A 26,367-nucleotide genomic window follows, 5' to 3' on the forward strand; every position below is an offset into this window, starting at 1 on the left:
ACACGGACGATCGTGAAGCAGTACGGTTGCCCCATGGCTGATCGCACCACCTCCAGCATCAAGATCGGCGCGGACCGGTCGACCATCATGACGGTCATCGCCGACTTCCCCTCCTACCCGGAGTGGGCCGGGCAGGTGAAGGCCGCGCGCGTCCTCTCCACGGGGGAGGACGGCCGGCCGGAAACGGTCCGGTTCGTTCTCGACGCGGGCGTGATCAGCGACGAATACACCCTCCGCTACACCTGGCACGATGACGAGTCCGTCGACTGGAGCATCGCCGAGGCGGGAAAGATGGTCTCCGGGCTCACCGGGAGTTATCGTCTTGCCGACGCGGGCAACGGCACCGAGGTGACGTACGAGCTCGCCGTCGACCTCAAGGTGCCGATGATCGGCATGATCAAGCGGAAGGCGGAGAAGGTCATCATCGACACCGCCCTGAAGGGGCTGAAGAAGCGCGTCGAGACCCCATGAGGGAGCGGGGCGCGCGGCACGGCGCGGTCGCGGAGCGGAGCCCCGCGCCGTCCCGCCGGGAGACGGCGTGAGCAGGGTCCTGCTCTTCACCGGCAAGGGCGGCGTCGGCAAGACGACCGTCGCCGCCGCCACGGCCACGCTCGCCGCCCGGTCCGGGCTGAAGACCCTGGTGGTCTCCACCGACACCGCCCACTCGCTGGCCGACGCCCTCGGCGTGCGGGCGGGCGGGGAGCCCACGGAGATCGCGCCCGGTCTCTCCCTCCACCAGGTCGACACCCAGCGAGCGCTGGAACGCCAGTGGGGTGAGCTGCGCGACTACGCCAGGGGCGTCTTCGCCGAGCTCGGCCTCGACGAGGTGACCGCCGAGGAGATCACGGTGCTGCCCGGCGCCGAGGAGGTCATCGCGCTGCTGGAGCTGCGCGAGCAGGCGCGCACCGGGCTGTGGGACGTCATCGTCATCGACTGCGCCCCGACCGCCGAGACGCTCCGGCTGCTCGCGCTGCCCGAGGCCCTCGACTGGCACGTGAACCGGCTGCTGCCCATCGGCAGGCGGCTGCTGAGCACCATCTCCCCGCTGGTCCGCCGTCTGGCGCAGGTCAGCATGCCCGAAGACCACGTGATCGGCGCGGGCGAGCGGCTCCACCGGGGCCTGATGGAGGTGCGCGAGCTGCTCACCGGGCCCGGCGCGAGCGTGCGGCTGGTGCTCACCCCCGAGGCCGTCGTGCTCGCCGAGGCCCGGCGCACGCTCACCTCCCTCAGCCTGTACGGCTACCGGGTGGACGCGGTGATCGCCAACCGCGTCTTCCCCTCCGAGGGCGCCGACCCGTGGCGGCGGAAATGGGTGCGGGCCCAGGCCCGGCACCTGGCCGAGGTCGAGGAGTCCTTCGCGCCGCTGCCCGTGCACATCGTGCCGTACCTGGAGGCCGAGCCCGTCGGCCTCGACGCCCTCGCCGCCGTCGCCGAGGCCATGTACGGCGAGGGCGACCCCTTCGCCCCGCCCTCCGTCGACCCGCCGCTGCGGATCACCGCCGAGGGCGAGCTGATCCTGGCCCTGCCGCTCGCGGACAAGGACGAGGTGGACCTGGCGCGCAAGGGCGACGAACTGATCGTCAACGCCGGTTCCTACCGCCGGGTCCTCGCCCTGCCCGCGGCACTGGCCCGCAGGTCGGTGCGGGAGGCCGCGCTCCGAGACGGGTTTCTCCGGGTACGGTTCGAATCGGGAGGGCCTGATGACCGATAACACGAACGACGCAGAGAAGACCCCGAAGCCGCGCGCGCCGAGGAAGCCACGAAAGACCACCGCCGCCGTGACGCCGCCGTCCGAGGCCGGAGGCGTCGAGAGCGCCGAGAACACCGGGGTGGCTGGGGTGTCCGGGATAGCCGGAAGTGCCGAGGGCGTTGAAAGCGCCGAGGGCACCGCGGACGCGGCCAAGCCCCAGAAGGGCCGGCGCACCGGGAAGACGCCCCAGAAGGGGCGGAGCGCGGCCCCGGCCGGGAAGTCCCCGAAGGGCGGGAGCACCGGATCGTCCCAGTCCGTCGAGTCCGTCGAGTCCGTCGAGTCCGTCGAGTCCGTCGAGTCCGTTGAGCGGGTCGAGTCCGTCGAGCGGCCGGAGGCCGCGGGGAAGCCCGCGCGGGCCGAGCGTGTCGAGAAGGTCGCGCGCCTGGAGGTGGTCGAGGTGGAGGCCGTGGCCGAGACCGCGCCCTCCGAGCCGACCCCGAGCCCCGAGCGAGTCCCGAGCTCTGAGCAGATCTCAAGCTCTGAACAGGTCTCAAGCTCTGAACAGGTCCCGGGTTCCGGGCAGGCCGCACGTACCGAGCGGATCTCGGACTCCGCGCGGGCCGATCGTGACGCGCGGGCCGAGTGGTTCGAGCGCGTCAGCCGGGCCAGGCAGGAGGAGCGGACCGGTTGGACCCCGTGGGCCAGGCCCGGCGACCGCGCCGAGTCCGCGGAGCGCGAGAAGGAGACCGCGGCGGGGAAGGCCGGGAAGCAGGAACGGCCACGGGACGAGCGGGCGCGCGACGAGCGGTCCCAGAGTGGCAAGGACCCGCTGGGCACCGCCGCCGAGGAGGCGTTCAAGCTCTTCGACACGCTGCAGCAGAAAGCGACCAGGGAACTGCGCAAGAACCTGATCAAGGGCACGATGACCGGGGTCAGCAGCGCGTTCTCCGGTGGTGGCCGAGGGAGAAGAGAGCGGGACGTGTGGGAGGAGGCGGTCTCGGAGGATGAGGAGTACATCTGCCGGGCCTGCCCCGTCTGCCGTGCGATGGCCGCGCAGCGCGAGTCGGGCGGTGGCGGTGCCGTCACCGACCACCTCATGCAGGCGGGCACCGAGCTGTTCGCCGCCTTCAAGTCGGCCGTCGACGGACTCGGCAAGCCCGCTCCCGCACAGCGGGAGCGCGAGCGCGAGCGAGGAGACACCCCCGTGGAGCACATCGACCTGGGGTGAGCCCAGGGGGAGAGGAAGAATGGACAATGGCGCTGACCATCGGTGTGGACATTGGCGGTACGAAGGTCGCGGCGGGAGTCGTGGACGAGGACGGCCAGATCGTCGAGCATCTCCTGCGACCCACCCCGGCGGAGAATCCGGACCAGGTCGCCCACACGATCGGTGACGCGATCCTGGAGCTCTCCAAGGGCCGGGAGATCGAGGCCGTCGGTCTGGGCGCGGCCGGGTTCGTCGACGAGACCAGGTCCATTGTCCGGTTCGCGCCCAACCTCGCCTGGCGCGAGGAGCCCCTGCAGCGGAAGGTCTCCGACATGGTCGGCCTTCCCGTCGTGGTGGAGAACGACGCCAACGCGATGGCGTGGGGCGAGGCCAGGTTCGGTGCCGGTCGCGGCGAGACCCACCTGGTGTGCGTGACCGTCGGTACCGGCATCGGCGGCGGCATCGTGCTCGACGGCTCCCTCTACCGGGGGCGCTGGGGCATGGGCGCCGAGCTCGGCCACATGCAGGCGGTCCCCGACGGGCGTCTGTGCGGGTGCGGCAACCTCGGCTGCTGGGAGCAGTACGCCAGCGGGAACGCCCTGGTCAGCGAGGCCAGGAGGATCGCCGAGGCCGAGCCGGACAAGGCCGTCAAGCTCCTGGAGATCGCCGGGGGAACGCCCGACCAGATCGAGGGCCAGGAGGTCACCGAGGCCGCCAGGCAGGGCGATCCGGCCGCGCTGGCCGCGTTCTCCTCGATGGCCCGCTGGATCGGCCAGGGGCTGGCCGACCTCGCCGCCGTCCTCGACCCGGGCTGCTTCGTCCTCGGCGGCGGCGTCTCGCGTGCCGCCGACCTGTGGATCGACGAGACCCGGGAGTTCTACACCACCCACCTGAGCGGCCGGGGCCACCGCCCGCTGGCCGACATCCGCTGCGCCGAGCTCGGCGCCTCGGCGGGCCTGGTGGGCGCCGCGGACCTCGCCCGCAGGCGCTGACCGCTTCGCTTCCGGTGCGCACGGCCGCCCGCACACCGATCGGTGCGGGCGGCCGGCGCGTCCGGCGTCGACTGCGCCGGTCGGTGGGGCGGCCGGTATGTCCGGTGGCGACCAAGCCGATCGGTGCGGGCGGCCGGCGCGCCCAGCGGTGATCATGCCGATCGATGCGGATGGCTGGTATGTCCGGCGGCGACCATGCCGATCAGGGCAGGCGGCTGGTATGGCCGGTGGTGCGCGGCTATCCTCGCGGCACGCGTCGCGAAGTGAGGTGGCCGTGGTGCTCAGGATCGCCAGCTACAACGTGCGTTCCATGAAGGACGACGTCCCGGCGCTGGGGCGGGTGGTCGCCGCGCTCCGCGCCGACGTGCTCTGCGTGCAGGAGGCGCCCCGGTTCCTGTGCTGGCGCCGCAGGCGAAGGCGGCTGGCCGCCTTCGGCGGGCTGGCCGTGGCCGCGGGCCGCCGCAGGGGCGGGGTCGCCGTGCTGACCGGTCCCGGGGTGCGGCTGCTGCACGGGGAGGGCCGTCTCCTGAAGTCCTTCTTCCCTCTGGAGCGGCGCGCCATCGCGATCGCCGTGGTGGAGGCGGACGGACGGCGGGTCGCCGTCGGTTCCATCCACCTGGATCTCGACGAGACCGCCCGGCGCCGCCACGCGGACGAGGCGGTGAGGTTCCTGCGGGAGGTGGCCGACCGGTTCGGCGCGCTGCCGGTGCTGGCGGGGGACATCAACGAGCAGTCCGGCCGGCCGAGCTGGCAGCACCTCGCCGAGCGGCTCACCGACTGCTACCCCGTCTCGCCGCGCGGCGACGGCTTCACCTTCCCCGCGAGGGGCCCGCACAAGCGGATCGACGCGATCTTCGCGGTCGAGGGCCTCTCCGTGGTCTCCTGCGGCGGGATCGACGCCGACCCCGCCGACCTGGTGGCCGCCACCGACCACCTGCCGGTGGTCGCCGAACTGGACCACCCGCGCCCCGAGACCGGGTGAACCGGGGGAACCGGGGAGGCGGGGCGGCCGGGGGGACCGGCGTTTCCGTGACGAAGGGGAGGACGAAGGGAGAACGTCCTCCCAGCTTGTGACAGGGCGACTTTCCAGATCGCGCCGTTCAAGTGGGGAGACCGGCACACGGGGAGCGCACGAGCCCCGTACCATTTGAAACATGACCCGTCGCCTTCCGCGGCGTGCGCTGGTTCTCTGCGCGGGAGGCCTGCTCCTGCTGTCTCCGCAAACGTTCCCAGCCCACGCCGATCCCGTCAGCCCGCCCGCGGCCGAGGCATGGCAGGCTCCGGTCAGCGCGGGCCTGAGCAGTGACGGATCACTGTCCGACGTGGCGGGGGTCTCGGCCACGAGCGTGTGGGCGGTCGGCCAGCAGAGCGTCTGGGACGTCTGGCAGAGCCGCGGCGCGATCACCCACTGGAACGGCACCTCCTGGAGCGAGGTCGGCATCCGCAACGACCCGACCGGTGCCGGGCCCCTGCGTTCCGTCGCGGCGGCCTCGGCGACCGAGCTGTGGGCCGTCGGCGAGGGGCACGACGGCCTCCCCTACCTGGCGAGGGGAGACGGGGCGTCCTTCGACAGGGTCATCGTCGACAAGCTGCACTCGGGCGACTGGCTGGGCGGGGTGGCGGCCGTCCCCGGCCGGATGGTCGCGGTCGGCCGCCGCGACAAGCTGCCCATGCTCGTCACCGGCACCGGCTCGAAGTGGAAGCTCACCCACCTTCCCGACCGGGGCACGCTGTACGGGGTGGCGCTGTCGGGCAAGAGCGACGGCTGGGCGGTGGGCGACACCGGCGGCAAGCCGTTGATCATGAGGCAGTCCGGCGGGCGTTGGAAGACCTTCAAGACCCCCGAGATCGCCGGGGGCTACCTGCGCGACGTTCACCTCGACGGCCCCAAGCGGGCCCTCGCCGTCGGCGGCGTCTACCGGGAGGCCGGAGGGATCGTCCCGCTGGTCCTGTCGTGGAACGGCAAGAAGTGGTCCCGGGTCTCCCTCCCCGCCGGAGACGTCCGCCTGTACGGGGTGACGGGTGACCGCAAGGGTCACTTCTGGATCTCCGGGGTCGACCTGGAGCGGCCCGGCGAGGCGTTCCTGCTCCGGTACGACGGGCACACGGTCAAGGCGCTGCGCGGTCCGGAGACCGCCGCCCCCCGGACGGTGCGGCTCCAGTCGGCGGCCTACCTGCCGGGCACCGGCACCGTGTGGACCGTCGGCCACGTGGTCGACGCCTCCGGCAAGTACACCGACGTGATCGAGCGCTTCGGCGGCACCTCGGAGCGCGCCAAGCCGTAGCCAGGGCGGGGTGACCGTGGACGGACACCCCGCTCAGATGACGGCGCCGTCGTCCCAGCCGGAGTCGTTGGGCGGGCCGTCGCCCATGCGGACCACCAGCGCCACGAAACCGCCGATGAACGCGGCGACCGCGGTGAAGAGCATCCACCCCTGCAGGTTCCAGTTGAGCGCGGCGCTCAGCAGCAGGTAGGCGGGGCCGCCGAACAGCGCGAGCCATGCGATCTTGGTGGTGGCGTCGGTCTTGGGGAGTGGGGGCGGGGGCGGGGGCACGTAGTGCCCCTCTTCGTCCTCGTTGTCGGACTGTTCCGTATCGGATTCGGTGTCGTCCGCGGGGTCGTCCTCCCGCAGGAGGTCCTCCTCGTCCGACTGTTTGATCACCCGTCGCGGAGGCTCGGCCGGAAGGTTCTCGCTGTCCGGCCACGGCTGATTCGCCGAGTCACGCTCGGCGGTGTCGTTGAAGGACGCGACGATCTGACGCCAGACCTCGTCCTCATCGCTTTGAGGTGTCACCTAGCTGGGCCCGTTGTTCATCGGCCGATCACTTTCTCCCGGAGACCGCGCATCCCCCGCTCGCGATCAGTCTCTCTGCAAGGGTACAGACGCGTTCGAGGTGATGAACTCCAGGCTCCCCGCAAAGATCCGATCAGCATCGTTGTCAAGCGTCGCGACGTGATAGCTGTCGGCGAGCTCCACCACATTCAGATTCCCCCCGGTCAGCCTCTCACGCAGAATACGCACACTCCCCGGTTTCACAACATGATCCTGCGGACTATGGAAAACCAGGACAGGCTGGGTGATCTTACCCAGCTCTGACTGGGTCAACGACCACAGTCGCAAAAGGGTCGCCGCGGCCTTGACCGGCGTACGCGTGTAGCCGAGTTCGGTGGCGCCCTCCTTCTTGATGTCCCCGGCGACGCCGGGCACCGACGCGACCACGAACTTGAGCAGGGGAGCCAGCCTGAGCAGTGGCGCGTCGTTGACGATGGACGGGTTGACGACCACCAGCCCCTTGATGCCGTCGCCGTGCACCTCGGCCAGCCGCAGCGCCATGCACCCGCCGAGCGACAGGCCCATGACGAAGACCTCGGCGCAGCTGCCGCGCAGGTCCGCCAGTGCCTTGTCCAGCTCGGCGTACCAGTCCTCCCAGCCGGTGCGGGCCATCTCCCGCCAGGTGGTGCCGTGGCCGGGGAGCCTCGGCAGCGCCACCGTCATGCCCGCCGCCGCCAGGTATTCGGCCCAGGGGCGCAACGACTGCGGCGACCCGGTGAATCCGTGACAGAGCAGGACGCCGATCTGTCCCCCCGCATGGTGGTACGCCTCCGCACCGGGCATGACTGGCATCGCGGCTCCTAGTAAGGTTCGCCCGATCGTCGCACGACTGGGACGTGTTTTGCGAGAGGTCGATTTGGGTGGTTCGGTGGGGTAGGTGACCGGGATCGGAAGTGGGAGGATAACTCCAGGTCCACGCCCGCAACCGAAGGAGCATCGAGTGTTCTACTGGGTGGTGAAGGCCATCCTCTCGCCCTTCCTCCATCTGATTTTCCGTCCCTGGGTGGAGGGTGTGGGGAACGTGCCGAAGCAAGGGCCGGTGATCCTGGCAGGAAACCACCTGTCGTTCGCCGACCATTTCTTCGGCGCGCTGTTCCTGCGGCGCAAGGTGATCTCCCTCGGCAAGTCCGACTACTTCACCGGTCGTGGTCTCAAGGGGATGATGAGCAAGGCCTTCTTCAGCGGCGTGGGCACCGTCCCCATCGACCGCTCCGGAGGCAAGGCCAGTGAGGCGGCGCTGCGCACCGGCAAGCGCATCCTCGGCGAGGGGCACGTGCTCGCCATCTACCCGGAGGGGACCCGCTCCCACGACGGCCGCCTCTACAAGGGCAAGACCGGTGTGGCCCGCCTGGCGCTGGAGTCGCGCGTGCCGGTCATCCCGTGGGCGATGGTCAACACCTTCGAGATGATGCCCCCGGGCAGCGTCCTTCCCAAGCTGGGCATCCGCCCGGGGGTGAAGTTCGGCAAGCCGCTCGACTTCACCCGCTACTACGGGATGGAGGAGGACCGCCTCGTCCTGCGCGCCGTCACCGACGAGATCATGTACGCGCTGATGGAGCTCTCCGGCCAGGAGTACGTCGACAAGTACGCCGCGAGCGCCAAGGTCGAGGCCGCCCGCGCCGCCAAGGAGGCGAAGGAGGCGGCCAGGCAGGCCGCCAAGGAGGCGCGCAAGCGTCCCTGACCGGGCGGAGGCGAGGTCGGAGGTCAGAAGCGGGACGAGCGGGGTCACCGGACGAAGCGAGGTCGGAAGCGGGACCGGAGGGCGAGCGGAGTCAGAGAGTCGACTCGCGGATGACCAGCTCGGGCTGGAACATGATCTGCTGATGGGCGTGTGAGTCGGGGTTGTCGCACTCGTCCAGCAGCAGCTCCGTGGCGACCCGGCCGAGCCGGTGGGTCGGCTGCCGGATGGAGCTGAGCGAGACCGTCGACGCCGAGGCGAAGTCGATGTCGTCGTAGCCGATGAGGGAGATGTCCCGGGGGACCCGCACGCCCGCCTGGAGCAGCCCGCGCAGCATGCCCAGGGCGAGCAGGTCGTTCGCGCAGAACACGGCGTCGGGCAGACGCCCCTCGGCGATCAGCTTCTCCGCCGCCTGCTGCCCCGACCTGGCGTTCATCGCGCTCACCGCGATCTCCTCCAGCGTCTCCCCGGGGTCGCGGCCCGCCGCGGTCAGCGCCCGCTCCGCGCCGATCAGGCGGTCGGCGCACTGGCGGATGGTGAGGGGGCCGGTGACGTAGGCGATCCGCTCGGCGCCGGTGGAGAGCAGATGGGAGACCGCCAGCGAGCCGCCGGTGATGTCGTTGACCGCGACCGAGCACTGGTCGGCGCGTTCGGCGGGGTAGTCCACCAGCACCACGCTGATGCCGCGCTCCCTGAGCTGGTCGAGCTTGGCCAGGTTCGCCCCGGCGGGCGTGATGAGCACCCCGCGGACCCGCTGTTCGGCGAAGACGAGCAGGTTGCGCTCCTCCTTGAGCCGGTCGCCGGAGGAGTTGCCCAGGATCACCGCGTACCCGCGCTCGCTGGCCACCTCCTCGACCCCCGCCGCCACGTCGGTGAAGAAGGGGTTGCCGATGTCGATCACCGACAGGCCGACGGTGCGGCTGTGCCCGGCCCGCAGGCTGGAGGCGGAGCCGTGCCGGACGAACCCGAGCTCGCGGATGGCCGCCTCGACCCGGGTGCGGGTGGCCTCGGCGACCTTCTCCGGGCGGTTGAGCACGTTGGAGACCGTTCCAGGGGACACCCCGGCCCGTGTCGCGACTTCCTTTATGCTCACCGAACTCATGTGCATTGATTAAAACGTAACAACCAGTGTTCCGCCAGTCAGGGCCGGTACTTTCGGCCCGCCTGACGGCTTTCGGCCTGCGATCCGGCGCGACGGCGTTGACAGTGTCGTACGTGTCACATAGCTTTTTCATCGTCGTTAAAACGTTTTTAAGAAGATCTCACCCCGTCGCGCCCCCCGGGACTCCCACGAAGGCCCCGCCGGGTGCCCGCGGGAGGTAACGGGTGAACGAGTGAGCGGAGAGGTGTCATGACGTCGCCGGTTGAGGAACTGCTGCAGCGGTCGCACGCGCTGGGGGCCGATCCGCGGAACACGAACTTCGCGGGGGGCAACACCTCGGCCAAGGGGACGGCGGCCGATCCCGTGACCGGGTCTCCCGCCGAGGTGATGTGGGTCAAGGGGTCCGGGGGAGACCTGGGCACCCTGGCCGAGCGCGGCCTCGCGGTGCTGCGGCTGGACCGGCTCCGGGCACTGGCGGGGGTGTACCCGGGGGTCGAGCGCGAGGACGAGATGGTCGCGGCGTTCGACTTCTGCGCCTTCGGCACCGGTGGCGCCGCACCGTCCATCGACACCGCGATGCACGGGCTGGTGGACGCCGCGCACGTCGACCACCTGCACCCCGACGCGGGGATCGCGATCGCCACCGCCGCCGACGGGGAGGTGCTGACGGAGCGGATCTTCGGGGACCGGGTGGTGTGGGTGCCCTGGCGGCGGCCAGGCTTCCAGCTGGGACTGGACATCGCGGCGATCAAGAAGGACAACCCGTCGGCGATCGGGTGCGTCCTGGGCGGGCACGGCATCACCGCCTGGGGCGACACCTCGGCCGCCTGCGAGGCCAACTCACTGGAGATCATCCGCACCGCGGAGACGTACATCGCCGAGCACGGCCGCACGGAGCCGTTCGGCCCGGTGCTCGCCGGGTACGAGCCGCTGGACGAGGAGGCGCGGGCCGAGCGGGCGGCGGCGCTGTTCCCCGTGCTGCGCGGGCTCGCCTCCACCGACGCCCCGCAGGTCGGCCACTACACCGCCACCGGCGAGGTGCTGGACTTCCTGTCGCGCGAGCGCCACCCCGAGCTGGCGGCGCTGGGCACCTCGTGCCCCGACCACTTCCTGCGGACCAAGGTGGCCCCGCTCGTGGTGGACCTGCCCGCCGGCGCGCCGATCGAGGACGTGGTCGCCCGGCTGCGGGAACTGCACGCCGCCTACCGCGAGGAGTACGCGGCCTACTACCGGCGGCACGCCGTGGAGGGCTCGCCCGCGATGCGGGGGGCCGACCCGGCGATCGTGCTGGTGCCGGGGGTGGGCATGTTCTCCTTCGGCAAGGACAAGCAGACCGCGCGGGTGGCCGGGGAGTTCTACGTCAACGCGATCAACGTGATGCGCGGCGCCGAGGCGCTCTCCTCGTACGCGCCGATCGAGGAGAGCGAGAAGTTCCGGATCGAGTACTGGGAGCTGGAGGAGGCCAAGCTGCGCCGGATGCCGCCCGCGCGCCCGCTGGCGACGCGGGTGGCCGTGGTGACCGGCGGCGGCTCCGGCATCGGGGCGGCGACCGCGCGCAGGCTGGCCGCCGAGGGGGCGTGCGTGGTGGTGGCCGACCGCGACCTCGGCGCGGCGCGGAAGGTGGCCGCCGAGCTGGGCGCGAAGGCGTACCGGCCGGAGGACGTCGCGGTCGCGGTGGAGGTGGACGTCACCGACGAGGCCCAGGTGGTCGCCGCGCTGCGGGCGGCGGTGCTGGCGTTCGGCGGGGTGGACCTGATCGTCAACAACGCGGGCCTGTCGCTGTCGCGCTCGCTGCTGGAGACCACGGCGGCCGACTGGGACCTGCAGCACGGCGTGATGGCCCGCGGGTCGTTCCTGGTCTCGCGTGAGAGCGCCCGGGTGATGATCGACCAGGGGATGGGCGGGGAGATCGTGTACATCTCCTCCAAGAACGCGGTGTTCGCGGGGCCGAACAACGTGGCCTACGGGGCCGCCAAGGCCGACCAGGCGCACCAGGTGCGGCTGCTGGCGGCCGAACTCGGTGCGTACGGGATCCGGGTCAACGGCGTCAACCCCGACGGGGTGGTGCGCGGGTCCGGCATCTTCGCCTCGGGGTGGGGGGCCAACCGGGCCGCGGTGTACGGGGTGGAGGAGGAGAAGCTGGGTGAGTACTACGCGCAGCGCACCCTGCTCAAGCGCGAGGTGCTGCCCGAGCACGTCGCGGGGGCGGTCTTCCAGCTGACCCAGCTCACCCAGACCACGGGGCTGCACATCCCGGTCGACGCGGGCGTCGCGGCGGCCTTCCTGCGCTGACCCCGCCACTCGTCCCCGGCTCCCCCGTGCGGCTCCTGCCCCGCCCGGCGGGGGCCGGGGACATCCCTGACCCCTGATTCCCGACTCCTGAGAGGGGCTCGCATGCAGCCGGCACCGGGGACCGGACAGCCCGCCGGACGGACCGGGCGCACCGGACGGCCTGAGAGGATTGAGAGTCCTGAACGGACCGGACAGCCCGAGGGGACCGAGAGGACCGAGAGGACCGAGCGGTCCGGGCGGTCCGAGCGGTCCGGGCGGTACGCCGCGGTCGACCTCGGCGCGTCGAGCGGCCGGGTGGTCGTCGCCGAGATCGGGCCGGACACCCTGGAACTACGCGAGGCGCACCGTTTCGCGAACGTGCCCGTCCGGGCCGGTGGCACGCTGTACTGGGACATCCTGCGGATCTACCGGGGAGTGCTGGACGGCCTGCGCGCGGCGGGTCCCGTCGACGGCATCGGGATCGACTCCTGGGCCGTCGACTACGGGCTCCTGGACGAGCGCGGCGCGCTGCTCGGCAACCCCGTCCACTACCGCGACGCCCGCACCGAGCGGACGGCGAGCCAGGTCCCCTTCGAGGAGCTGTACGCCCGCACCGGCATCGCCCGCCAGCCGTTCAACACCATCCACCAGCTCGCCGCCGAGCCCCGGCTGGCCTCGGCCGCGACGCTGCTGCTCATCCCCGACCTGATCGCGTACTGGCTCACCGGGCAGGTCGGCGCGGAGCTGACCAACGCCTCCACCACCCAGCTGCTCGACGCCAGGACCCGAGAGTGGGACACCGCGCTGACGAGCGGGCTCGGGCCCGCGGCCGGGGTCCTGCCGCCGATCCGGCGTCCCGGAGAGGTGATCGGCCCGCTGGCGCCGGAGGTCGCGGGCGAGCTCGGGCTCTCCCCGGACACCCGGGTCATCGCGGTCGGTTCCCACGACACCGCCTCCGCGGTGGCGGCGGTCCCCGCGCGGAGCGAGCGGTTCGCCTACATCTCCTGCGGCACCTGGTCGCTGGTCGGCGTCGAGCTGGACCAGCCCATGATCAGCGAGGAGGGGCGGCGGGCCAACTTCACCAACGAGGCGGGCATCGACGGCACCGTGCGCTACCTCCGCAACGTCACCGGGCTGTGGTTGCTTCAGGAGTGCATCCGCACCTGGGAGGCGGAGGCTGAGGCTTCGCTCGACGCCGGGACCTCGCCCACCGAGGCGGGGGGAGGGCGGGTCGACCTGGAGGAGCTGCTCGGGCGGGCCGCCGGGGAGGTGCCGTTCCGGTCGGTCGTGGACGCCGACGACCCGGTCTTCCACCCGCCCGGCGACATGCCCGGACGCATCGCCGACTTCTGCCGCCGTACCGGCCGGCCCGTGCCGGAGACCCGCGCCCAGACCGTCCGCTGCGTGATCGACTCCCTGGCGCTCGCCCACCGGGCGGCGATCGAGGACGCCCGGCGGCTCACCGGGCAGGCGGTGGACACGATCCACATCGTCGGGGGAGGCTCGCGCAACGCACTGCTCTGTCAGCTCACCGCCGACGCCTGTGGCCTCCCCGTGGTCGCGGGGCCGGTCGAGGCCACCTCGATCGGCAACGTCCTGGTCCAGGCCAGAGCGGACGGGGTCGTCTCCGGAACTCTCGCCGACCTGCGCGCCCTGGTCCGGCGCACCCAGCACCTGGAGCACTACGAGCCCCGCCCCGACGCCGGGATCCCGCCCATGGAGACGTTCGGCAGGCCCGTTCCCGCCGAAGGGTGAGCGGATGTCCACCACAGGATCCCCGGAGGTGTACGGCCGGGGATCCCGGGCTCGCGGGCGCGGGACGCGCGGAAGGGACGGTGGCCGGTCAGAACCCTACGGGGTGCCCGAACCCGTGAGGTGGGCGCGGATCTGGCGGATGTGCTCCGGGGTGGTACGGCAGCAGCCACCGACGAAGGCGGAGCCCGCGGCGGTCCACCCGGCCGCGGCCTCCCCGAACTCCACCGGGTCGGCGAGCCCGAGCCAGCGCCGGTTCGCGGAGTCCCAGACCTCGCCGGAGTTGGGGTAGACCATGGTGGGCTTGCCCTTGATCTGCGAGATCAGGCTGAGCACGTGGCGCGGTGCCGTGCAGTTGACGCCGATCGCGATCACCTGGGGGTTCCCGGCGAACAGGCCGGCCGCCATCCTGAGCGGGGTGCCGTCGTTGATGTGCTCGCCGTCGCGGCAGGAGAAGCTCACCCACGCCCGCATCCCCGGCGTCTCGGCGAGCAGCCGCCTCAGCGCCCTGGCCTCGGTGTAGGACGGGATGGTCTCGCAGGCCATCAGGTCGGCCTCGCTGTCGGCCAGGATGTGCCAGCGGTCGCGGTGCCAGTCGGTCAGGCCGTCCTCGTCGAGGTCGTAGTCGCCGGTGTATTCGGCGCCGTTGGACAGGTAGGCGCCGTAGGGGCCGACGCTGGCGGCCACGGTGCCAGAGCCGTGGGCGTCCCTGGCCTGGGCGGCCAGGTGCACGGAGAGCAGGATGAGGTCCTCGGCCTCGGCGGCGCTCAGGCCGCGCCGTACGAACGCGGGGATGCTCGCCTGGTAACTCGCCGTTATCGCCACCTCGGCGCCCGCGGCGAAGTAGTCGAGATGCGCCTGCCGGATCACGGAGGGGTTCTCCAACAGGAGTTTCGCCGACCAGAGATCGTCTCGCAGGTCCGCGCCCAGCTCCTCCAAGTGGGTGGCCAGGCCGCCGTCCAGAATCACCATCCCGCTACTTTATGTGGAGCGGCCGGGGTTGGAACCCCGCTCTGCCCGCCCTTGGTCCCGCTCTGGCCCATATCGGCCTCGCGGCATCTCCACCCAGGCGTCACTTCTCGCTGTCGTCCGAACCGGCTCGCCGCCGAGTAGATGTCTTTGAGGCTTCAGGACGGAGGAGGCCTCAGGACGGAGATCGCGAATGGACGACGGGTTCGACGGTTACGTGGCGACACGTTACGAGCGGCTCCGACATACGGCGTACCTGCTCACGGGGAACAGGGCGACCGCCGAGGATCTCGTGCAGACGGCGCTGGCCAAGGCGTGGGTGGCGTGGCGGCGGATCGAGGGCGACCCCGACCCGTACGTGCACCGGATCATCGTGAACACCCACGCCTCCTGGTGGCGCAGGAAGTGGCGCGCCGAGGTGCCCGCCGAGCACCTTCCCGAGCGCGCCGATCCGCGGGACTTCACCGCCGAGGTCGGCAGCCGCCAGGTGCTCCGGGAGGCGATCGGCGGCCTGTCGGGGCGGCAGCGCGCGGTCATCGTCCTGCACTACTTCGAGGAGCTCACCCTCGCGCAGTGCGCCGACGTGCTCGGTTGCTCCCTCGGTACGGTGAAGACCCAGCTCGGCCGTGCGCTGAGACGCCTTCGCGTCCATTCGGAGATCGAGATGACGGGAGCGAAGCGATGATCCACACCGAGGACGAGCTGCGCGCGGTGCTGGCCGAGGACGTCTTCGAGGGTCCCCCCGACGTGCGGGAGATCGTACGGCGGGGCCGTCGCATCAGGCGGCGCAGGACCGTGGCGGGCGTGGCGCTGGCGGTGGCCGCCGTGGCCGTGGTGGCCTTCCCGGTCCAGGGGCTCTGGAGGGACACGGAACCGGCGGGGAAGGAGCCGCCGACGGCGGCGAGGATCTCACCGCCGTCGGCTCTGCCCCCTGAGAACAGCCTGGGTGCCCCCTTGATCGCGTCATACGGTTCCACGACCGTGTCCGACGGGGCGACAGTCACGTTCCAGCCGTTGAGCGTCCACACCTCGTACAGGGTCGTGTGCGCCGAACCGGAGGCGGTGGTGGTGATCCGGGCGGCCAACGGGGGCGGTTCGGTCGGCAGATGCGGAGGGAGCGTGGACAACTTCTACGACGAGAGGTCGGTGACCCCCGACTGGTTGGAGCGCCCTCAGCCTCTCAAGATCTGGGTGCTGCCCGGTGACACGCCGATCCATTCTCTTGGCACCGCTCCGAACTCGTATGACGACTGCAAGGTGGTCAGGAAGGAGCTGGGTCTGTGTGACGGCAAGTACAGGATGTCGGAGTTGCTCTGGCCCGGAGTCGTCGAACGGGTGGCCGCCGAACTCGGACGGCAGCCGGGGCGGTGGGAGGTGGGACTCTACGATCGAGTCGGCATGACCGCACCGCCGAGGCCGACCCCGACGAGGACCGTCACCGTCGAACCGTGAGTCGGACCATGAGGAGGGTGAGACTCTCCCCCCGTGGGTCCGGGAAACCGGTCCGAAGCACGCGCTTCGCGGGTGTGCGTGCCCGGAGGTGGTCCGCGTGACCGTTCGAACGGTCACGCGGACCACCTCCCGGCCCTCAGGCCGCCACGGCGTCCCGGGGCGGGACCGGGGAGGTCACCGCTTCCAGAACGGGCGCCGTTTGGCGGGGCCCGCCAGGGACTCCAGGACCTCCTCGGCCCGCCGCCACAGGACGTCCACGTCCCCGCCGGCCTGCAGCTCCTCGGCCAGGGCCGCCAGCTCCGCGTGGCCGCCGAGGTAGACGGCGAGGGCCGCGAGGCGGCTGCCCAGGTCCTCCAGCAGGCGCAGCCGTTCGGCGGCGGGCAGGGAGGCCGCGGCGCGCAGCCGCTTCAGCTCCTCGGCGAGTTGCTCCCTCGGCGGGTCCTGCGGGCCGGCCGGAGGCCTGCCCTGCTTCGGGGGAGCCCCGGCCGGCGCGGGACGCAGCATCCGGGCGCGGTCGTCGAAGCCCCCTGCCGCCGCGTCCTGCGGCAGGCCGCCGCCGAGCGGGCTCGCCGCGAACCTCGGCGCGGCGCCGGGAGCGGCCATCCCGGGCGGGCCCATGGGCGCGGGGGGCGGCGGGGCCGCCGCGCTCTCGAAGGACATCGAGGTCAGCATCATCGGAGCGGCGGCGGAAACCGGGTTCTCCCAGCCGCTGGGCGGCTCCACCGGCTGGATCACCCGGTGCCCCGGGCCGCCCTCGGCGACCACCTGCGTGTCGACCGCGACGAAGGCGGTGAACCGGCAGAGCACCCCGTACCTGAGCGAGGTCTCCACGATCTCGGCCTCCAGTGACCGGTCACCGGCCGCGTAGCGGTCCTCCAGGGCCCGCAGCCGCGCCCGCGCCCAGATCGCCCGCACGGCCGGGTTGTCCACCACGGACGCGGTGACCCTCCGCTCCCACGGCGAGCCGTCGGCGCCCAGGCCCCGTACGGTGAGCGCCCCGGCGGCCGTGCCACGGTAGCGGCCCAGCACGGCGAGCGGGACGCCCGGGTAGATCGAGCCGACGTGGCTCACCGTCTCGGTGACCAGGTCGAGCCCGTCGGCCTTGAGGGACAGGTCGGTGACCAGGGGGGCGCCGATCCGGCGGTGGATGTGCTCCATCGCCTCGTCCAGCCGGTCCTCGGACTCGACCAGCTCGCACCTGCCCCCGCCCAGCCCGGCCAGCCTGCCCAGGAAACCGGCGTTGACCGCCCTGTCGATGCCGACCGTGTGCACCCGCACCCCGGCGAGCGCGGCGCCGAGCCGCTCCAGGATCTGGTCCTCGTTGCCGACCTGCCCGTCGGTGACGAGCACCAGCACCCGGTCCCCGGCGGAGTCGGCGAGCAGCGCGGCGGCCCGCTCCAGCGGCGACAGCATCTCGGTGCCGCCGCGCGCCTCCAGCCTGGCCAGGTGCTCCACGGCCCGGTAGCGGTTGCGGTCGGACGCCTCGGACAGGCCCTCGCCGAGCCCGTCCGGGTACTCCACGACGGTGTCGAAGGAGAGCACCGCGAACCGGTCACCCGAGGTGAGCGTGTCGACGATGCGCGCGGCGGCGCGGCGGGCGGCCACCATCTTCCAGCCGGTCATGCTGCCCGAGCGGTCGAGCACCAGCACCACGTCCTTGGCGCCGGTCCCGGCGGGCGCCGGTTCGGGGACGACGGTCAGCGTGAACGTGCCCTCGCTCTCGTCGTCCCCGTCCGGGGCGAGCGCGAGGGAGGTGGAGGCGCCCGCGGTCAGGCGCAGGATGAAGTCGCGGTCCAGCCGCTCACCCGGCTGGAGGCGGATCACGGTGCCCTCCCCCTGGGTCACGGCGCCCTCCTCCTGGACCACGTGCAGGCTGGAACGCACCTCGCGCAGCTCCAGCCCCGCCGGGTCGACCGAGACGGCGAGCGACAGGCGGACCGGGTTGGGGAAACCGGGCAGCAGCACCGGCGGGGTGATCCGGGAGGCGTCGGGGACCGCGTCGGTGTCCGGGGCCCAGCCGTCGCCCGCGCGCTCGCCGTCCAGCGGGGTGCCCGGGATGTAGCGGGGGGCGACGACCAGCGGGAAGCGGAAGGTGGCCGCGCCGTCCTCGTACGGGAGGGGCTGGTTCAGCGTGAGGTGCACGGTGACCCGCTCGCCGGGCACGATGTTGCCGACCCTCATGGTGAAGACGTCGGGCCGGTCCTCCTCGGCGATCGCGGCCCGCTTCCCCTGGGAGATCGCCTGGTCGTAGTCGGCCCTCGCCTGGCCGCGCTCCTTGAGCACGCCCTCGATGACCCGGCCGTCGGCCTCCATCCTGAAGGCCGTCACGGCGGCCCGGTCGGGCAGCGGGAAGACGTACGTCGCCTCGAGCGCCACGTCGTGCGGATTGTGGAAGCCCTGGACCACCTCGACCCCGGCGCTCAGGCCGGACACGGCGGCGGTCACGTCCACGCTCTCCAGCGGCAGGTTGCCGCGCTCGGTGGCGAGCGCCCCCATCCCGGCGTCGGGGACGGGCAGGCACTCCTCCGGCGGCAGTGTTGTGATCGAAGTGGTCATGCGTGAATTCCTTCCGGAGGTGTGAGGCCGCGTTCGCGGAGGAGCGACAGGAGCCCCTCCGAGGCGGCGGCGATCTCGGCGAGGTCATCGGGTGAGGGGGCGTGTCCGCCCGTGTCGAGCATCAGCGTCACGCCGTTGGCCAGCCGTACGCCGTGAACGAGCACGGCTTCCGGGGCGTACGGTGCCGGGGGAGTCCTGACGGACGAGACCGGAGACGGCTTCGCCTTCGGCGGAGCGGGGGCGGGGTCCGCCGGGAGGCCGGTGTCCGCCGAGGCGGTGGACGGCCGGGCCCAGAAACGCGGGCGTGCCGCCCTGGGGGAGCCGGTCTCGGCCGGAGGCGCGGGCGCGTTCTCCGGCGAGGACTCCGGCGGGTGCCCCGGTGCGTTTCCCGCTGCGTTTCCGGGTGTTTTTCCGAGTGCGTTCTCCTGTGCGGGCTCGGGGAGCCGGGCGATCGACTCCAGGGTCCGGTCGGTGGCCCCGGCCAGCTCGGCCTGGATCTCGGCGATGGTCCGGCCGTCGGACTGGCGCCGCTTGACGGCGACGATCTGGAGCAGGTGGCGCCTGCCGTACATGGCCACGCGGCCTCGGCGGGCCGACGGAGGGTCGAGGAGGCCGATCGTGGAGTACCAGCGGATGAGGCGCTCGTTGGGCATGTCCCTGACCCGCCCGTTGAGCTGGGCGGTGGGGGTCAGCGCCGCGGATGCCCGCTCGGCCAGTTCACCGATGGTCCATTCCATGTCTCGATAGTGACACTGTAATCATGACAGTGTCAACATGTCGGCCGGAGTAAAGGTGCAGGTGGGTGGGTACGGACATTCCGTAGCAAAGGGGAAACTAAGCTCGAAACAGGGGGGACGCTTCATGTCCGCGATCACCAGCCCACTCAAGCCAGAAGACAAGAAGGCCATCGCCGGCGTGCTCCAGGGGGCTCTCGTCGACCTTCTCGACCTGTCGCTCTTGACCAAGCAGGCCCACTGGAACGTGATCGGCCACAACTTCCGGTCGCTGCACCTGCAGCTCGACAAGATCGTCTCGTCGGCGAGGAAGCACGCGGACACCGTCGCCGAGCGCGCGGTGGCCCTCGGGTGCAACCCCGACGGCCGGGCCTCCACCCTCGCGAGCACCAGTGAGGTGCCGCAGCTGGAGACGGGCTACATCAACGACGGCAAGGTCGTGGCGGCCATGACGGACATCCTCGGGTCCATCATCCGCCGGATGCGCGAGCGCATCGAGGCCGCCGAGAAGCCCGACCTGGTCACCCAGGACATCCTCATCGAGATCACGCAGGACCTGGAGAAGCACCACTGGATGATCGAGGCCCAGCGCTAGATCGTCTTTCGAGGCGCCCCGGTCCGTGAGGGCCGGGGCGTCTTTCGCGTTCGAGCTCCGGAGGGGGTCGGCCGCGTCGCCCGTGGCCGCTATGAGGCGGACTTCCCCGCGTCGCCGTCCCCGAGCCAGACGAGGTCGGAGTGAAGCCGCCGCGCGGCGCTGTGCGCGCTCGTCCATCGGCCGAATCCGTGGCCGTTCGCGCCCACGGTCGCCGCCGTCCCACCCGGCAACGTCAGCCCGTAGGCCACCACCTCCGTGACGGCCTTTTCGTCATCCCCCACGTACTCCTGGACCAGGGCGAACAGGCGCGGTGGCTCACCTGTCAGGACGGTCGTCTCCTCGCGGGCGTATCCCTAGCTCTTTGTCGTGTGCGAGGTGTCCGCCGACAGCCTGATCGTGGCAGGCGGCCGGTTGGCCGAACTTGAAGGAACGTTCCATGACAAGTGCTCTCTTTCTGCCTGGTGCCTGGGGAGGCCGCCCGATCTGAATTCGTTTCGATCGACTGCGTGGAGGAGATGGTGCGTATGGCGCGTCGTCAGCTTGAGGCTTTCGGGTCTTCGGTCCTGGGGGAGGCCGCCCGGAGCTTTCCTGTGTGATCAGGGATCGGCCCGCCTGTTCTTTGGCCCGCGACAGCTCTATGGTGTTCTAGAGCACCAGGGAAGTCAACGACTGATTCAGAGTGCACTAGAACAGGAGTCCCGAGATGGCTGACCGTCCGCAGGCGATGGCTCCGTACAAGCGGATCGCCGCGCAGATCAGGGCCGGAATCGAGAGCGGGGAGATCCGGCCGGGTGACCGCATCCCGTCGATACGGGAGATCATGCGGGACGAAGGGGTGTCCACCGCGACCGCCACCCGGGTCGCGGCCGTGTTGAGGGCGGAAGGCTACGCGGAGTCGGTTCCGGGGATCGGCACCCTGGCCGCCCTGCCGAAGAAGATCGTGGCAGGCTCCGATCGCCTTCGAATGCTGCGGGCGAACGGAAGCGGTTACCGCGAGGGTGAGCGAGTCGAGATCTTGGGCGCCGACCTCGTCCCGGCATCTGAGCCGGTCGCGGACGCGCTGGAGGTCGAAGAGGGAGTCTCCGTCGTCCAGCGCCGTCGTGCCTACTACGACGACAGAGGGCTCGTGGCGCTGTCCACCTCGTGGCTTCCGGGTGAACTGAGCCAGGTGGTGCCCGAACTGCTGATCGCGGAACCGCTCCCGAGAATGACTTTCGGGCTGGTCGAGGACAGGGCGGGACGGCGGGTCGTCCGGCGGCGTGACATCGTCGCCATCAGGCCGGTTCCCGAGGACATCGCCCCGGTTCTCGGCGTGGAAAGCGGTCTACCGGCCCTCACCATGACCAACCTCTACTGGGACCAGCACAATGAGGTGACCGAGTATGCCGTGGACTTTCTTGGCCCTGGCCGTGAGCTCTCCGCCGACCATGCCCTGGAGTAGCCTCCCGGCCTCCGTAGCTGATGCCGGAGTTCACAGAAGTGTGGTTCGAGAGATCGGTGTCGCGAGCTTTGTGTGAACGTACGATTCCCTCCGCAGTGTCGCGCTTACCCGGGATGAGTCCGCAGCCATCATCCGAAGCGCTATCGACCGTCTCGGACGAGTGAGAGGGAGAAGCACGTGATGATCAGTCCTGAGGAACTGGCGGGCGTGGCTTGGCACATCAGCACCAAGAGCCCCGACGGCGGCGGTCAGTGTGTCGAGGCCGGTCCGCTGGCCGATGGCAGTGGGCGGGTCGCCGTACGGCACAGTCGTCGTCCCGACGCCGAGGTGATCGTCTACACCCGGGCCGAGTGGGAGGCGTTCGTCGGCGGCGTCAAGGACGGCGAGTTCGACTTCTCCACCGGGTGACCCTCCCACCTTTGATCACCTACGTCTGGTGGGGGCGTCAGCACCGATTCATGCTCGGCAGTGTTTTGAATGCTGACGATGGCGGAGTGTTCAGGTGCTGACGGAGGCGGAGTGGGGGCGGCGAGATCGAAGGTCTGCGGATCAGCCTCGCCGGAGCGGAGGACGAGCTTGCGCGGATCGACCGGCAGAGCTCGCGGGCGATCGACCTGGGCGTGCCGGGTCGCGTCGTCGATCCTGTCCACAGCGCCGTGCCCGCTCAGCGCCGCGTGTGACCGGTGGGCCGTCCAGGAGCCGCCATGACGCTGACGTTGCGATGCGGTTCAAGTCATGAGCAGGCGGAGGCCGAGATCCGCCGCGTCGAGGCCAGCGAGGTCGCTGTTGCGCTCGGCCCACCGGCCGGAGTCGAGGTCGTCGCCGAGGCTTCGCACCGCCCGCTGCTCTGCCTGCGGCCCGACCCTTGTCCACACCGACATCGCACGGCGCACGTGATCCTCCAGATACGCCGCCGGTCGGCGCCAGTACGCCTCGAACAGGCCATCGGCACAGTCCCACGGGATGGGCACCGGCTCGGCACGGGCGCCGATCGCGTCGGCCATCCCGGCAAGCGAGGGAAAATCCGCGAGGACAGCGGCGAACTCGGGCAGGTAGTCGCGGGTAAGCCAGAAGCGGTCCTGCCATCCGGGCTCGTCGGTGTCGAACGTGAGCACCACCACGCGGTGGGCCACGCGCCGCATCTCGCGCAGCCCCGCTATCGGGTCCCCCCAGTGGTGAACGGTGGAGACGGCCATCGCGACGTCGAAGGACCGGTCCTCGAACGGCAGGCTCTCCGCGGTGGCGGCCACGCACGGCGCCGAGCCCGCAGGCCGCTGCCCCCGCATGACCGCCGATGGCTCCACCGCGGTCACGTCGCGATCAGCGGGCTCGTAGGAGCCGGTGCCGGCCCCGACGTTCAGCACCGTCCGCGCGTCCCCGATCGCGTCCCAGATCTGCGCGGCGATTCGTGGCTCGGTACGCCGTGTCGCGGTGTAAGCGCCGCCGATCGCGTCGTACAGCCGTGCGCCGAGCATCTCCAGTTGCTCCTCCGGCGTCACCTTCAGTCCCTTTGCCCGTGCCTTGAGTTCCCTGTCGATGGCCGCCACCGCGGCGTCAGCGCGATCACGCCGCTCCAGCAGCAGGCCGCGCAGTCGGCGCAGGTGCGCGACCGCGTCGGTGGACGGGTCGCCGACCAGTTTCGCGACCTCCCGCAGCCCGAAGCCCAACCGCCGGTAGGCCAGCACCTCCCGTAGCCGCTCCACGTCGCCCGCCGAGTAGGCCCGGTACCCGGCCGCGGTCCGCGCCGACGGCCGAACGAGCCCGATCTCGTCGTAGTGATGCAGCGTGCGGACGCTCACACCGGCCAGTTCGGCCACGTGTCCCACGGTCCAGTGTTCCTCCACGGCACCGACTATGCGGCCTGACGCCACGTGAGGGTCAAGAACCTCACTCATGGCAGCACGACCTTGGTGGGGCGCGATCGAGTTCGGCGCAGGTCTCCGCGGGTCCCGCCGTACCTCGGTGGTAATCGACGGGCGGCGTCCGGAACCGTGAGGCTTGCGGCATGAGTGATGAGACCCGTGGCATCGTGGAAGAACTGCTGCGCCGGATGGCCGAGGGCGATCACGACCGTACGGCGGAGTTGTTCGCCGAGCCGGTCGACTGGCGGCTCGCCTGGCCCGCCGAGGGGCATCCGGCGGTGCCGTGGATTCGCCCCCGGTCCGGCAGGGCCGAGGTGGCGGACCACTTCCGGTCGCTGGAGGCCCATCACGTGCCCGAACTGAACGGCACGTCGGTGACGCGGATCCTGGTCGACGGCGCGGACGCCGTCGTGCTCGGGGAGATCGCGCAGACGGTGCGGGACGGCGGGGTCTCGTACACCTCACCGTTCGCGTTGCACCTCACCGTCGAGGACGGGCTCGTCACCCGCTTCCACATCTACGAGGACAGCCTCACGGTCGCGCGGGCCCTCAGCGCTCAGGCGTGATCGCGAGGAGGTCCGTTCCGCCGCCGCATCGGGGAACGGGCTCACGCTCCGCGCCTCGGCGGACCTCGGTCTCGGCAGGCTTGGACGCGCAGCGGTCCCGTCCGGAAGCTCGTCGGGGGTCAATGGTTGAGGTAGAGATCGCAGGCGCAGCCGAGGGCTTCTGGGGCGGTGCCGACGGGTAGCCCGGTCGGCAGGATCTGGTTCTCGTGCTTGCCGCTACCGGCGAGGTAGCCCAGGTCCCGGGTGCGCTGCTCGATCGGCTCGGCCGGCACGCCCCTGCGACCCTGTTGAAGTTCCAGGCGCATGACATGGCCGGAAGCCGTCCCGAGCTCAGGCTCCCGCACAGCCGTCAGCGTACCGTCTAAATTGTATTGACCGGTAGCACGCACACGTCTACATTCATGCTCAACAGGACATTCCCGCGATACGACATGAAGAAGCTACCTTCATCATCTCGAACGATGGTGAACCAGCCGAGGAGATCGCGTGCAAGAACGCTTCGGAAGCAAGTCGGCGATCGTCGCACTGGCCGCCCTGACCCTGGCCGTGTTCATCTACGTGACCACCGAGTCGCTGCCCATCGGCCTGCTCCCCCTGATCGCCCATGATCTCGGCACCAGCCCGTCAGCGGTCGGGCTCCTGGTCACCGGATACGGCCTGATCATCGTGCTGGCGTCTTTGCCGCTCACGCGACTGACTCGCCGGATGCCTCGGCGGCGGCTACTGTGCGTCCTGTTAGGCATCTTCGTCGTGGCGACCTGCCTGTCAGCCATGGCGGGGAACTACTGGCTGCTCATGGGCGCCCGGATGGTGACCGCACTGAGCCAGGCGCTGTTCTGGGCCATCGTGACGCCGGCCGCCGCCGGCCTCTTCCGGGCCGAGGTGCGCGGCCGGGCCCTGTCCATCCTGTACGCCGGCGCCTCCAGCGCCGCGCTGACCGGCATCCCGGCCGGTACGTGGCTCGGCCAGCAGACCAACTGGCGGGTGGCGTTCCTCGCGCTCAGCGGCCTGGCCCTGCTCGTCCTCGCCACGATCGCGGCCGTCCTGCCCGACACGCCCGCCGGGCAGGGCGCGGCGGACCGGGGCAGCGCGCCCGACCGCGGCCGGTACCTGTCGATCGTGGCCACCACGGCGGTCGCGGTCACCGGCGCGTTCACGGCGTTCACCTACATCAGCCCGTTCCTGAGCGACGTCAGCGGCTTCACCGAGTCATCGATCGGCCCGCTTCTGCTGGCACGCGGGATCGCGGGCCTGGCCGGCGTGTTCGTGGTGGGCTACCTCGTCGACCGCCACGGCTGGAGCACCATGACGGGGCTCATAGGCCTACAGGCGTTGGCGCTCGCCGGGCAGTACGCGTTCGGCGCCTCCCCGGCCGGGACCGTCATCGCGATCTCCCTGTCCGGCTTCACACTCGCAGGCCTGACCGCCGTACTGGGATCGCGGGTGCTCGTGTACGCGCCGGGCGAGTCGGTCATGGCGAGCGCCGCTACCTCCATGGCGTTCAATGTGGGCATCACCGCGGGCGCGTTCCTCGGCAGCGTGCTCCTGCCCGGTCCGGGCGTGCGCAGCACGGCACTGGCCGGGGCGCTGCTCAGCCTGGTGGCGTTCGCCATCGTGCTGGCCGAGCCGGTCCTGTCCAGCCGGCGGAAGGGCGCACCGGCCACGGCCGCCGACCCCCTGCCCGAGGGCGCCCGAGTCGCGTGATCCGATGCTCAACGCACCGAACCGTGCAACCTCCTTGCCTGTCTTGAGTGGTAGCCTCAAGGGCATGTCACTCGACGTGGGACACCTTCCCCTGGTCGGCGGGCACCCCGCGCTCGATCTGGTCAACACGCTCGAACGAGGGGTGCCGCTCGACGGCGGGCCGCCCCACGACTATCTGTCCGACGCCCCCGCACTGCTGCGCTGGGCGGCCAGGGCAGGCCTGATCAGCGACGCGGAGCGCGATCGGGCCGGCCAGGCGTGGCACGACGATCCCGCGTCGGCGCAGGCGGGGCTGGCCACCGTACGGGACATCCGGGAAGGGCTGCACCTCGTGGTGCTCGCAACGATCCGGCCCGCCGACGGCGGGCCGGCGGACGACGCGGGCGAGGAGGATCCGATCGCGGCCGGGGCCGCGCTGATCGTGCTGCACGAGCGATGGGCCGGGGCGGCTGCCAGAGCCGCGCTGGTGCTCGACAGAGGCGACCCGCCGCAGGTGCGGCTCACCTACGGCACGATACCCGCCATGCTGATACCCGACCGGGTCGCCGAGGCCGCACTCGACGTCCTGCGGACGGCCGACCTGCCCCGGGTACGCCGCTGCCCCATACGCGACGGCGGCTGCGGATGGCTGTTCCTCGACCAGAGCCGCAACGGCTCCCGCCGCTGGTGCCGCATGGCCGACTGCGGCAACACGGCCAAGGCCCGGCGGCTCACCGAGCGCCGCCGCGCCGCCCGGGGCGGCACCCCGTAGGACTCGTACGCGATCAACGGTCGACGCCGCACCCCGGCAGCGGGTCACCTCGCCGCTGCCCATCGAGGACCCGGCCGGCACCGCGTCCTGCTGGTCGAGTTCGTCCATGAGGGCGTTGAGGTCGGCGGCGAAGGTGTCGTAGCCGGCAGCGGGCCGGCTCAAGCGGCCGAAGCCACGCCGGTCGTAGGCGGCCAGGTAGGCCAGTGATCCG

At 71.3% G+C, this 26,367-nt stretch carries 26 protein-coding genes; 17 read left to right on the forward strand and 9 right to left on the reverse strand.

Annotated elements, in window-relative coordinates:
- Positions 1-33: 33 nt before the first annotated feature.
- From ACFFRH_RS01600 to ACFFRH_RS01625, 6 genes are all read left to right on the forward strand, one after another.
- Entirely contained in the window at positions 34-471 is a 438-nt protein-coding gene (locus ACFFRH_RS01600) for an SRPBCC family protein (RefSeq protein ID WP_344749467.1), read from the forward strand.
- 67 nt (positions 472-538) lie between these two features.
- A complete protein-coding gene (locus tag ACFFRH_RS01605; RefSeq protein ID WP_344749466.1) occupies positions 539-1,711 on the forward strand; it encodes an ArsA family ATPase in 1,173 nt (390 codons plus the stop codon).
- Complete coding sequence (locus tag ACFFRH_RS01610; RefSeq protein ID WP_344749465.1) at positions 1,701-2,918, forward strand: hypothetical protein; 1,218 nt, start codon at positions 1,701-1,703, stop codon at positions 2,916-2,918. Before ACFFRH_RS01605 ends, ACFFRH_RS01610 begins: the two co-directional genes overlap by 11 nt.
- A 26-nt stretch (positions 2,919-2,944) precedes the next feature.
- Positions 2,945-3,889, forward strand: coding sequence for an ROK family glucokinase (locus ACFFRH_RS01615; RefSeq protein WP_344749464.1), 945 nt, complete (start codon positions 2,945-2,947; stop codon positions 3,887-3,889).
- A gap of 277 nt (positions 3,890-4,166) precedes the next feature.
- On the forward strand, positions 4,167-4,871 hold the full coding sequence (locus ACFFRH_RS01620) for an endonuclease/exonuclease/phosphatase family protein (protein ID WP_344749463.1): 705 nt from the start codon (positions 4,167-4,169) through the stop codon (positions 4,869-4,871).
- Between the two features lie 172 nt (positions 4,872-5,043).
- A complete protein-coding gene (locus tag ACFFRH_RS01625) occupies positions 5,044-6,174 on the forward strand; it encodes a hypothetical protein (RefSeq protein ID WP_386153493.1) in 1,131 nt (376 codons plus the stop codon).
- Between the two features lie 33 nt (positions 6,175-6,207).
- Here ACFFRH_RS01625 and ACFFRH_RS01630 read toward each other — a convergent pair whose 3' ends face one another.
- Both ACFFRH_RS01630 and ACFFRH_RS01635 read right to left on the reverse strand, forming a co-directional pair.
- Positions 6,208-6,684, reverse strand: coding sequence for a hypothetical protein (locus tag ACFFRH_RS01630; RefSeq protein WP_344749461.1), 477 nt, complete (start codon positions 6,682-6,684; stop codon positions 6,208-6,210).
- 66 nt (positions 6,685-6,750) lie between these two features.
- Positions 6,751-7,515 (reverse strand): alpha/beta hydrolase, encoded by a 765-nt coding sequence (locus ACFFRH_RS01635; RefSeq protein WP_344749460.1) that lies wholly within the window; start codon positions 7,513-7,515, stop codon positions 6,751-6,753.
- A gap of 148 nt (positions 7,516-7,663) precedes the next feature.
- Between ACFFRH_RS01635 and ACFFRH_RS01640 the strand changes: the two genes are divergently transcribed.
- Entirely contained in the window at positions 7,664-8,404 is a 741-nt protein-coding gene (locus ACFFRH_RS01640; RefSeq protein ID WP_344749459.1) for a lysophospholipid acyltransferase family protein, read from the forward strand.
- A gap of 91 nt (positions 8,405-8,495) precedes the next feature.
- Here ACFFRH_RS01640 and ACFFRH_RS01645 read toward each other — a convergent pair whose 3' ends face one another.
- Positions 8,496-9,503, reverse strand: coding sequence for a LacI family DNA-binding transcriptional regulator (locus ACFFRH_RS01645; protein ID WP_344749458.1), 1,008 nt, complete (start codon positions 9,501-9,503; stop codon positions 8,496-8,498).
- A 249-nt stretch (positions 9,504-9,752) separates the two neighbouring features.
- Here ACFFRH_RS01645 and ACFFRH_RS01650 point away from each other — a divergent pair, with 249 nt between their 5' ends.
- Entirely contained in the window at positions 9,753-11,795 is a 2,043-nt protein-coding gene (locus tag ACFFRH_RS01650; protein ID WP_344749457.1) for a bifunctional aldolase/short-chain dehydrogenase, read from the forward strand.
- Positions 11,796-11,963: 168 nt separating this feature from the next.
- Positions 11,964-13,529, forward strand: coding sequence for a rhamnulokinase (locus ACFFRH_RS01655; protein ID WP_386154237.1), 1,566 nt, complete (start codon positions 11,964-11,966; stop codon positions 13,527-13,529).
- 96 nt (positions 13,530-13,625) lie between these two features.
- Here ACFFRH_RS01655 and mmuM read toward each other — a convergent pair whose 3' ends face one another.
- Positions 13,626-14,498, reverse strand: coding sequence for a homocysteine S-methyltransferase (gene mmuM / locus ACFFRH_RS01660; protein WP_344749456.1), 873 nt, complete (start codon positions 14,496-14,498; stop codon positions 13,626-13,628).
- A gap of 190 nt (positions 14,499-14,688) precedes the next feature.
- Between mmuM and ACFFRH_RS01665 the strand changes: the two genes are divergently transcribed.
- Both ACFFRH_RS01665 and ACFFRH_RS01670 read left to right on the forward strand, forming a co-directional pair.
- Complete coding sequence (locus tag ACFFRH_RS01665) at positions 14,689-15,180, forward strand: SigE family RNA polymerase sigma factor (protein WP_344749455.1); 492 nt, start codon at positions 14,689-14,691, stop codon at positions 15,178-15,180.
- Positions 15,177-15,947 carry a hypothetical protein gene (locus tag ACFFRH_RS01670; protein ID WP_386153501.1) on the forward strand — a complete coding sequence of 257 codons (771 nt, stop codon included), beginning with the start codon at positions 15,177-15,179 and terminating at the stop codon, positions 15,945-15,947. Before ACFFRH_RS01665 ends, ACFFRH_RS01670 begins: the two co-directional genes overlap by 4 nt.
- A 174-nt stretch (positions 15,948-16,121) precedes the next feature.
- Here ACFFRH_RS01670 and ACFFRH_RS01675 read toward each other — a convergent pair whose 3' ends face one another.
- Both ACFFRH_RS01675 and ACFFRH_RS01680 read right to left on the reverse strand, forming a co-directional pair.
- On the reverse strand, positions 16,122-18,503 hold the full coding sequence (locus tag ACFFRH_RS01675) for a VIT domain-containing protein (protein ID WP_386153504.1): 2,382 nt from the start codon (positions 18,501-18,503) through the stop codon (positions 16,122-16,124).
- Complete coding sequence (locus ACFFRH_RS01680; RefSeq protein WP_386153507.1) at positions 18,500-19,240, reverse strand: helix-turn-helix domain-containing protein; 741 nt, start codon at positions 19,238-19,240, stop codon at positions 18,500-18,502. Before ACFFRH_RS01680 ends, ACFFRH_RS01675 begins: the two co-directional genes overlap by 4 nt.
- 124 nt (positions 19,241-19,364) lie before the next feature.
- On the opposite strand from ACFFRH_RS01680, the gene ACFFRH_RS01685 reads away from it, so the two are divergent.
- Entirely contained in the window at positions 19,365-19,832 is a 468-nt protein-coding gene (locus ACFFRH_RS01685) for a Dps family protein (protein ID WP_386153509.1), read from the forward strand.
- A gap of 89 nt (positions 19,833-19,921) precedes the next feature.
- Here the strand turns inward: ACFFRH_RS01685 and ACFFRH_RS01690 are convergent, their stop codons facing one another.
- Positions 19,922-20,113, reverse strand: coding sequence for a hypothetical protein (locus ACFFRH_RS01690; protein ID WP_386153512.1), 192 nt, complete (start codon positions 20,111-20,113; stop codon positions 19,922-19,924).
- Positions 20,114-20,535: 422 nt separating this feature from the next.
- Here ACFFRH_RS01690 and ACFFRH_RS01695 point away from each other — a divergent pair, with 422 nt between their 5' ends.
- A complete protein-coding gene (locus tag ACFFRH_RS01695; protein WP_386153515.1) occupies positions 20,536-21,273 on the forward strand; it encodes a GntR family transcriptional regulator in 738 nt (245 codons plus the stop codon).
- A 180-nt stretch (positions 21,274-21,453) separates the two neighbouring features.
- The gene (locus ACFFRH_RS01700; RefSeq protein WP_386153518.1) at positions 21,454-21,681 is read left to right on the forward strand and encodes a DUF397 domain-containing protein; all 228 of its coding nucleotides are present in this window, start codon (positions 21,454-21,456) and stop codon (positions 21,679-21,681) included.
- A 320-nt stretch (positions 21,682-22,001) separates the two neighbouring features.
- On the opposite strand, the gene ACFFRH_RS01705 is transcribed toward ACFFRH_RS01700, so the two are convergent.
- On the reverse strand, positions 22,002-23,117 hold the full coding sequence (locus ACFFRH_RS01705) for a MerR family transcriptional regulator (RefSeq protein ID WP_386153520.1): 1,116 nt from the start codon (positions 23,115-23,117) through the stop codon (positions 22,002-22,004).
- A gap of 161 nt (positions 23,118-23,278) precedes the next feature.
- Here ACFFRH_RS01705 and ACFFRH_RS01710 point away from each other — a divergent pair, with 161 nt between their 5' ends.
- Entirely contained in the window at positions 23,279-23,701 is a 423-nt protein-coding gene (locus tag ACFFRH_RS01710) for a nuclear transport factor 2 family protein (protein ID WP_386153523.1), read from the forward strand.
- Positions 23,702-23,820: 119 nt separating this feature from the next.
- Here the strand turns inward: ACFFRH_RS01710 and ACFFRH_RS01715 are convergent, their stop codons facing one another.
- Positions 23,821-24,045 carry a hypothetical protein gene (locus tag ACFFRH_RS01715; RefSeq protein ID WP_386153525.1) on the reverse strand — a complete coding sequence of 75 codons (225 nt, stop codon included), beginning with the start codon at positions 24,043-24,045 and terminating at the stop codon, positions 23,821-23,823.
- 142 nt (positions 24,046-24,187) lie between these two features.
- On the opposite strand from ACFFRH_RS01715, the gene ACFFRH_RS01720 reads away from it, so the two are divergent.
- Positions 24,188-25,405 carry an MFS transporter gene (locus ACFFRH_RS01720; RefSeq protein WP_386153528.1) on the forward strand — a complete coding sequence of 406 codons (1,218 nt, stop codon included), beginning with the start codon at positions 24,188-24,190 and terminating at the stop codon, positions 25,403-25,405.
- 64 nt (positions 25,406-25,469) lie between these two features.
- Positions 25,470-26,156, forward strand: coding sequence for a CGNR zinc finger domain-containing protein (locus ACFFRH_RS01725; protein ID WP_386153531.1), 687 nt, complete (start codon positions 25,470-25,472; stop codon positions 26,154-26,156).
- The last annotated feature ends 211 nt before the right edge of the window (positions 26,157-26,367 follow it).

The sequence above is a fragment of the Streptosporangium vulgare genome, assembly GCF_042428775.1.
In the GTDB taxonomy this organism is placed as follows: domain Bacteria; phylum Actinomycetota; class Actinomycetes; order Streptosporangiales; family Streptosporangiaceae; genus Streptosporangium; species Streptosporangium vulgare.

Excerpts from the sequence above, each read along its gene's own strand:
- ACFFRH_RS01600 (WP_344749467.1), top strand. The coding sequence starts at position 34 with ATGGCTGATCGCACCACCTCCAGCATCAAGATCGGCGCGGACCGGTCG.
- ACFFRH_RS01610 (WP_344749465.1), top strand. The coding sequence starts at position 1,701 with ATGACCGATAACACGAACGACGCAGAGAAGACCCCGAAGCCGCGCGCG.
- ACFFRH_RS01615 (WP_344749464.1), top strand. The coding sequence starts at position 2,945 with ATGGCGCTGACCATCGGTGTGGACATTGGCGGTACGAAGGTCGCGGCG.
- ACFFRH_RS01625 (WP_386153493.1), top strand. The coding sequence starts at position 5,044 with ATGACCCGTCGCCTTCCGCGGCGTGCGCTGGTTCTCTGCGCGGGAGGC.
- ACFFRH_RS01635 (WP_344749460.1), bottom strand. The coding sequence starts at position 7,515 with ATGCCAGTCATGCCCGGTGCGGAGGCGTACCACCATGCGGGGGGACAG.
- ACFFRH_RS01645 (WP_344749458.1), bottom strand. The coding sequence starts at position 9,503 with ATGAGTTCGGTGAGCATAAAGGAAGTCGCGACACGGGCCGGGGTGTCC.
- ACFFRH_RS01650 (WP_344749457.1), top strand. The coding sequence starts at position 9,753 with ATGACGTCGCCGGTTGAGGAACTGCTGCAGCGGTCGCACGCGCTGGGG.
- mmuM (WP_344749456.1), bottom strand. The coding sequence starts at position 14,498 with ATGGTGATTCTGGACGGCGGCCTGGCCACCCACTTGGAGGAGCTGGGC.
- ACFFRH_RS01665 (WP_344749455.1), top strand. The coding sequence starts at position 14,689 with ATGGACGACGGGTTCGACGGTTACGTGGCGACACGTTACGAGCGGCTC.
- ACFFRH_RS01670 (WP_386153501.1), top strand. The coding sequence starts at position 15,177 with ATGATCCACACCGAGGACGAGCTGCGCGCGGTGCTGGCCGAGGACGTC.
- ACFFRH_RS01675 (WP_386153504.1), bottom strand. The coding sequence starts at position 18,503 with ATGACCACTTCGATCACAACACTGCCGCCGGAGGAGTGCCTGCCCGTC.
- ACFFRH_RS01680 (WP_386153507.1), bottom strand. The coding sequence starts at position 19,240 with ATGGAATGGACCATCGGTGAACTGGCCGAGCGGGCATCCGCGGCGCTG.
- ACFFRH_RS01685 (WP_386153509.1), top strand. The coding sequence starts at position 19,365 with ATGTCCGCGATCACCAGCCCACTCAAGCCAGAAGACAAGAAGGCCATC.
- ACFFRH_RS01695 (WP_386153515.1), top strand. The coding sequence starts at position 20,536 with ATGGCTGACCGTCCGCAGGCGATGGCTCCGTACAAGCGGATCGCCGCG.
- ACFFRH_RS01700 (WP_386153518.1), top strand. The coding sequence starts at position 21,454 with ATGATCAGTCCTGAGGAACTGGCGGGCGTGGCTTGGCACATCAGCACC.
- ACFFRH_RS01710 (WP_386153523.1), top strand. The coding sequence starts at position 23,279 with ATGAGTGATGAGACCCGTGGCATCGTGGAAGAACTGCTGCGCCGGATG.
- ACFFRH_RS01725 (WP_386153531.1), top strand. The coding sequence starts at position 25,470 with ATGTCACTCGACGTGGGACACCTTCCCCTGGTCGGCGGGCACCCCGCG.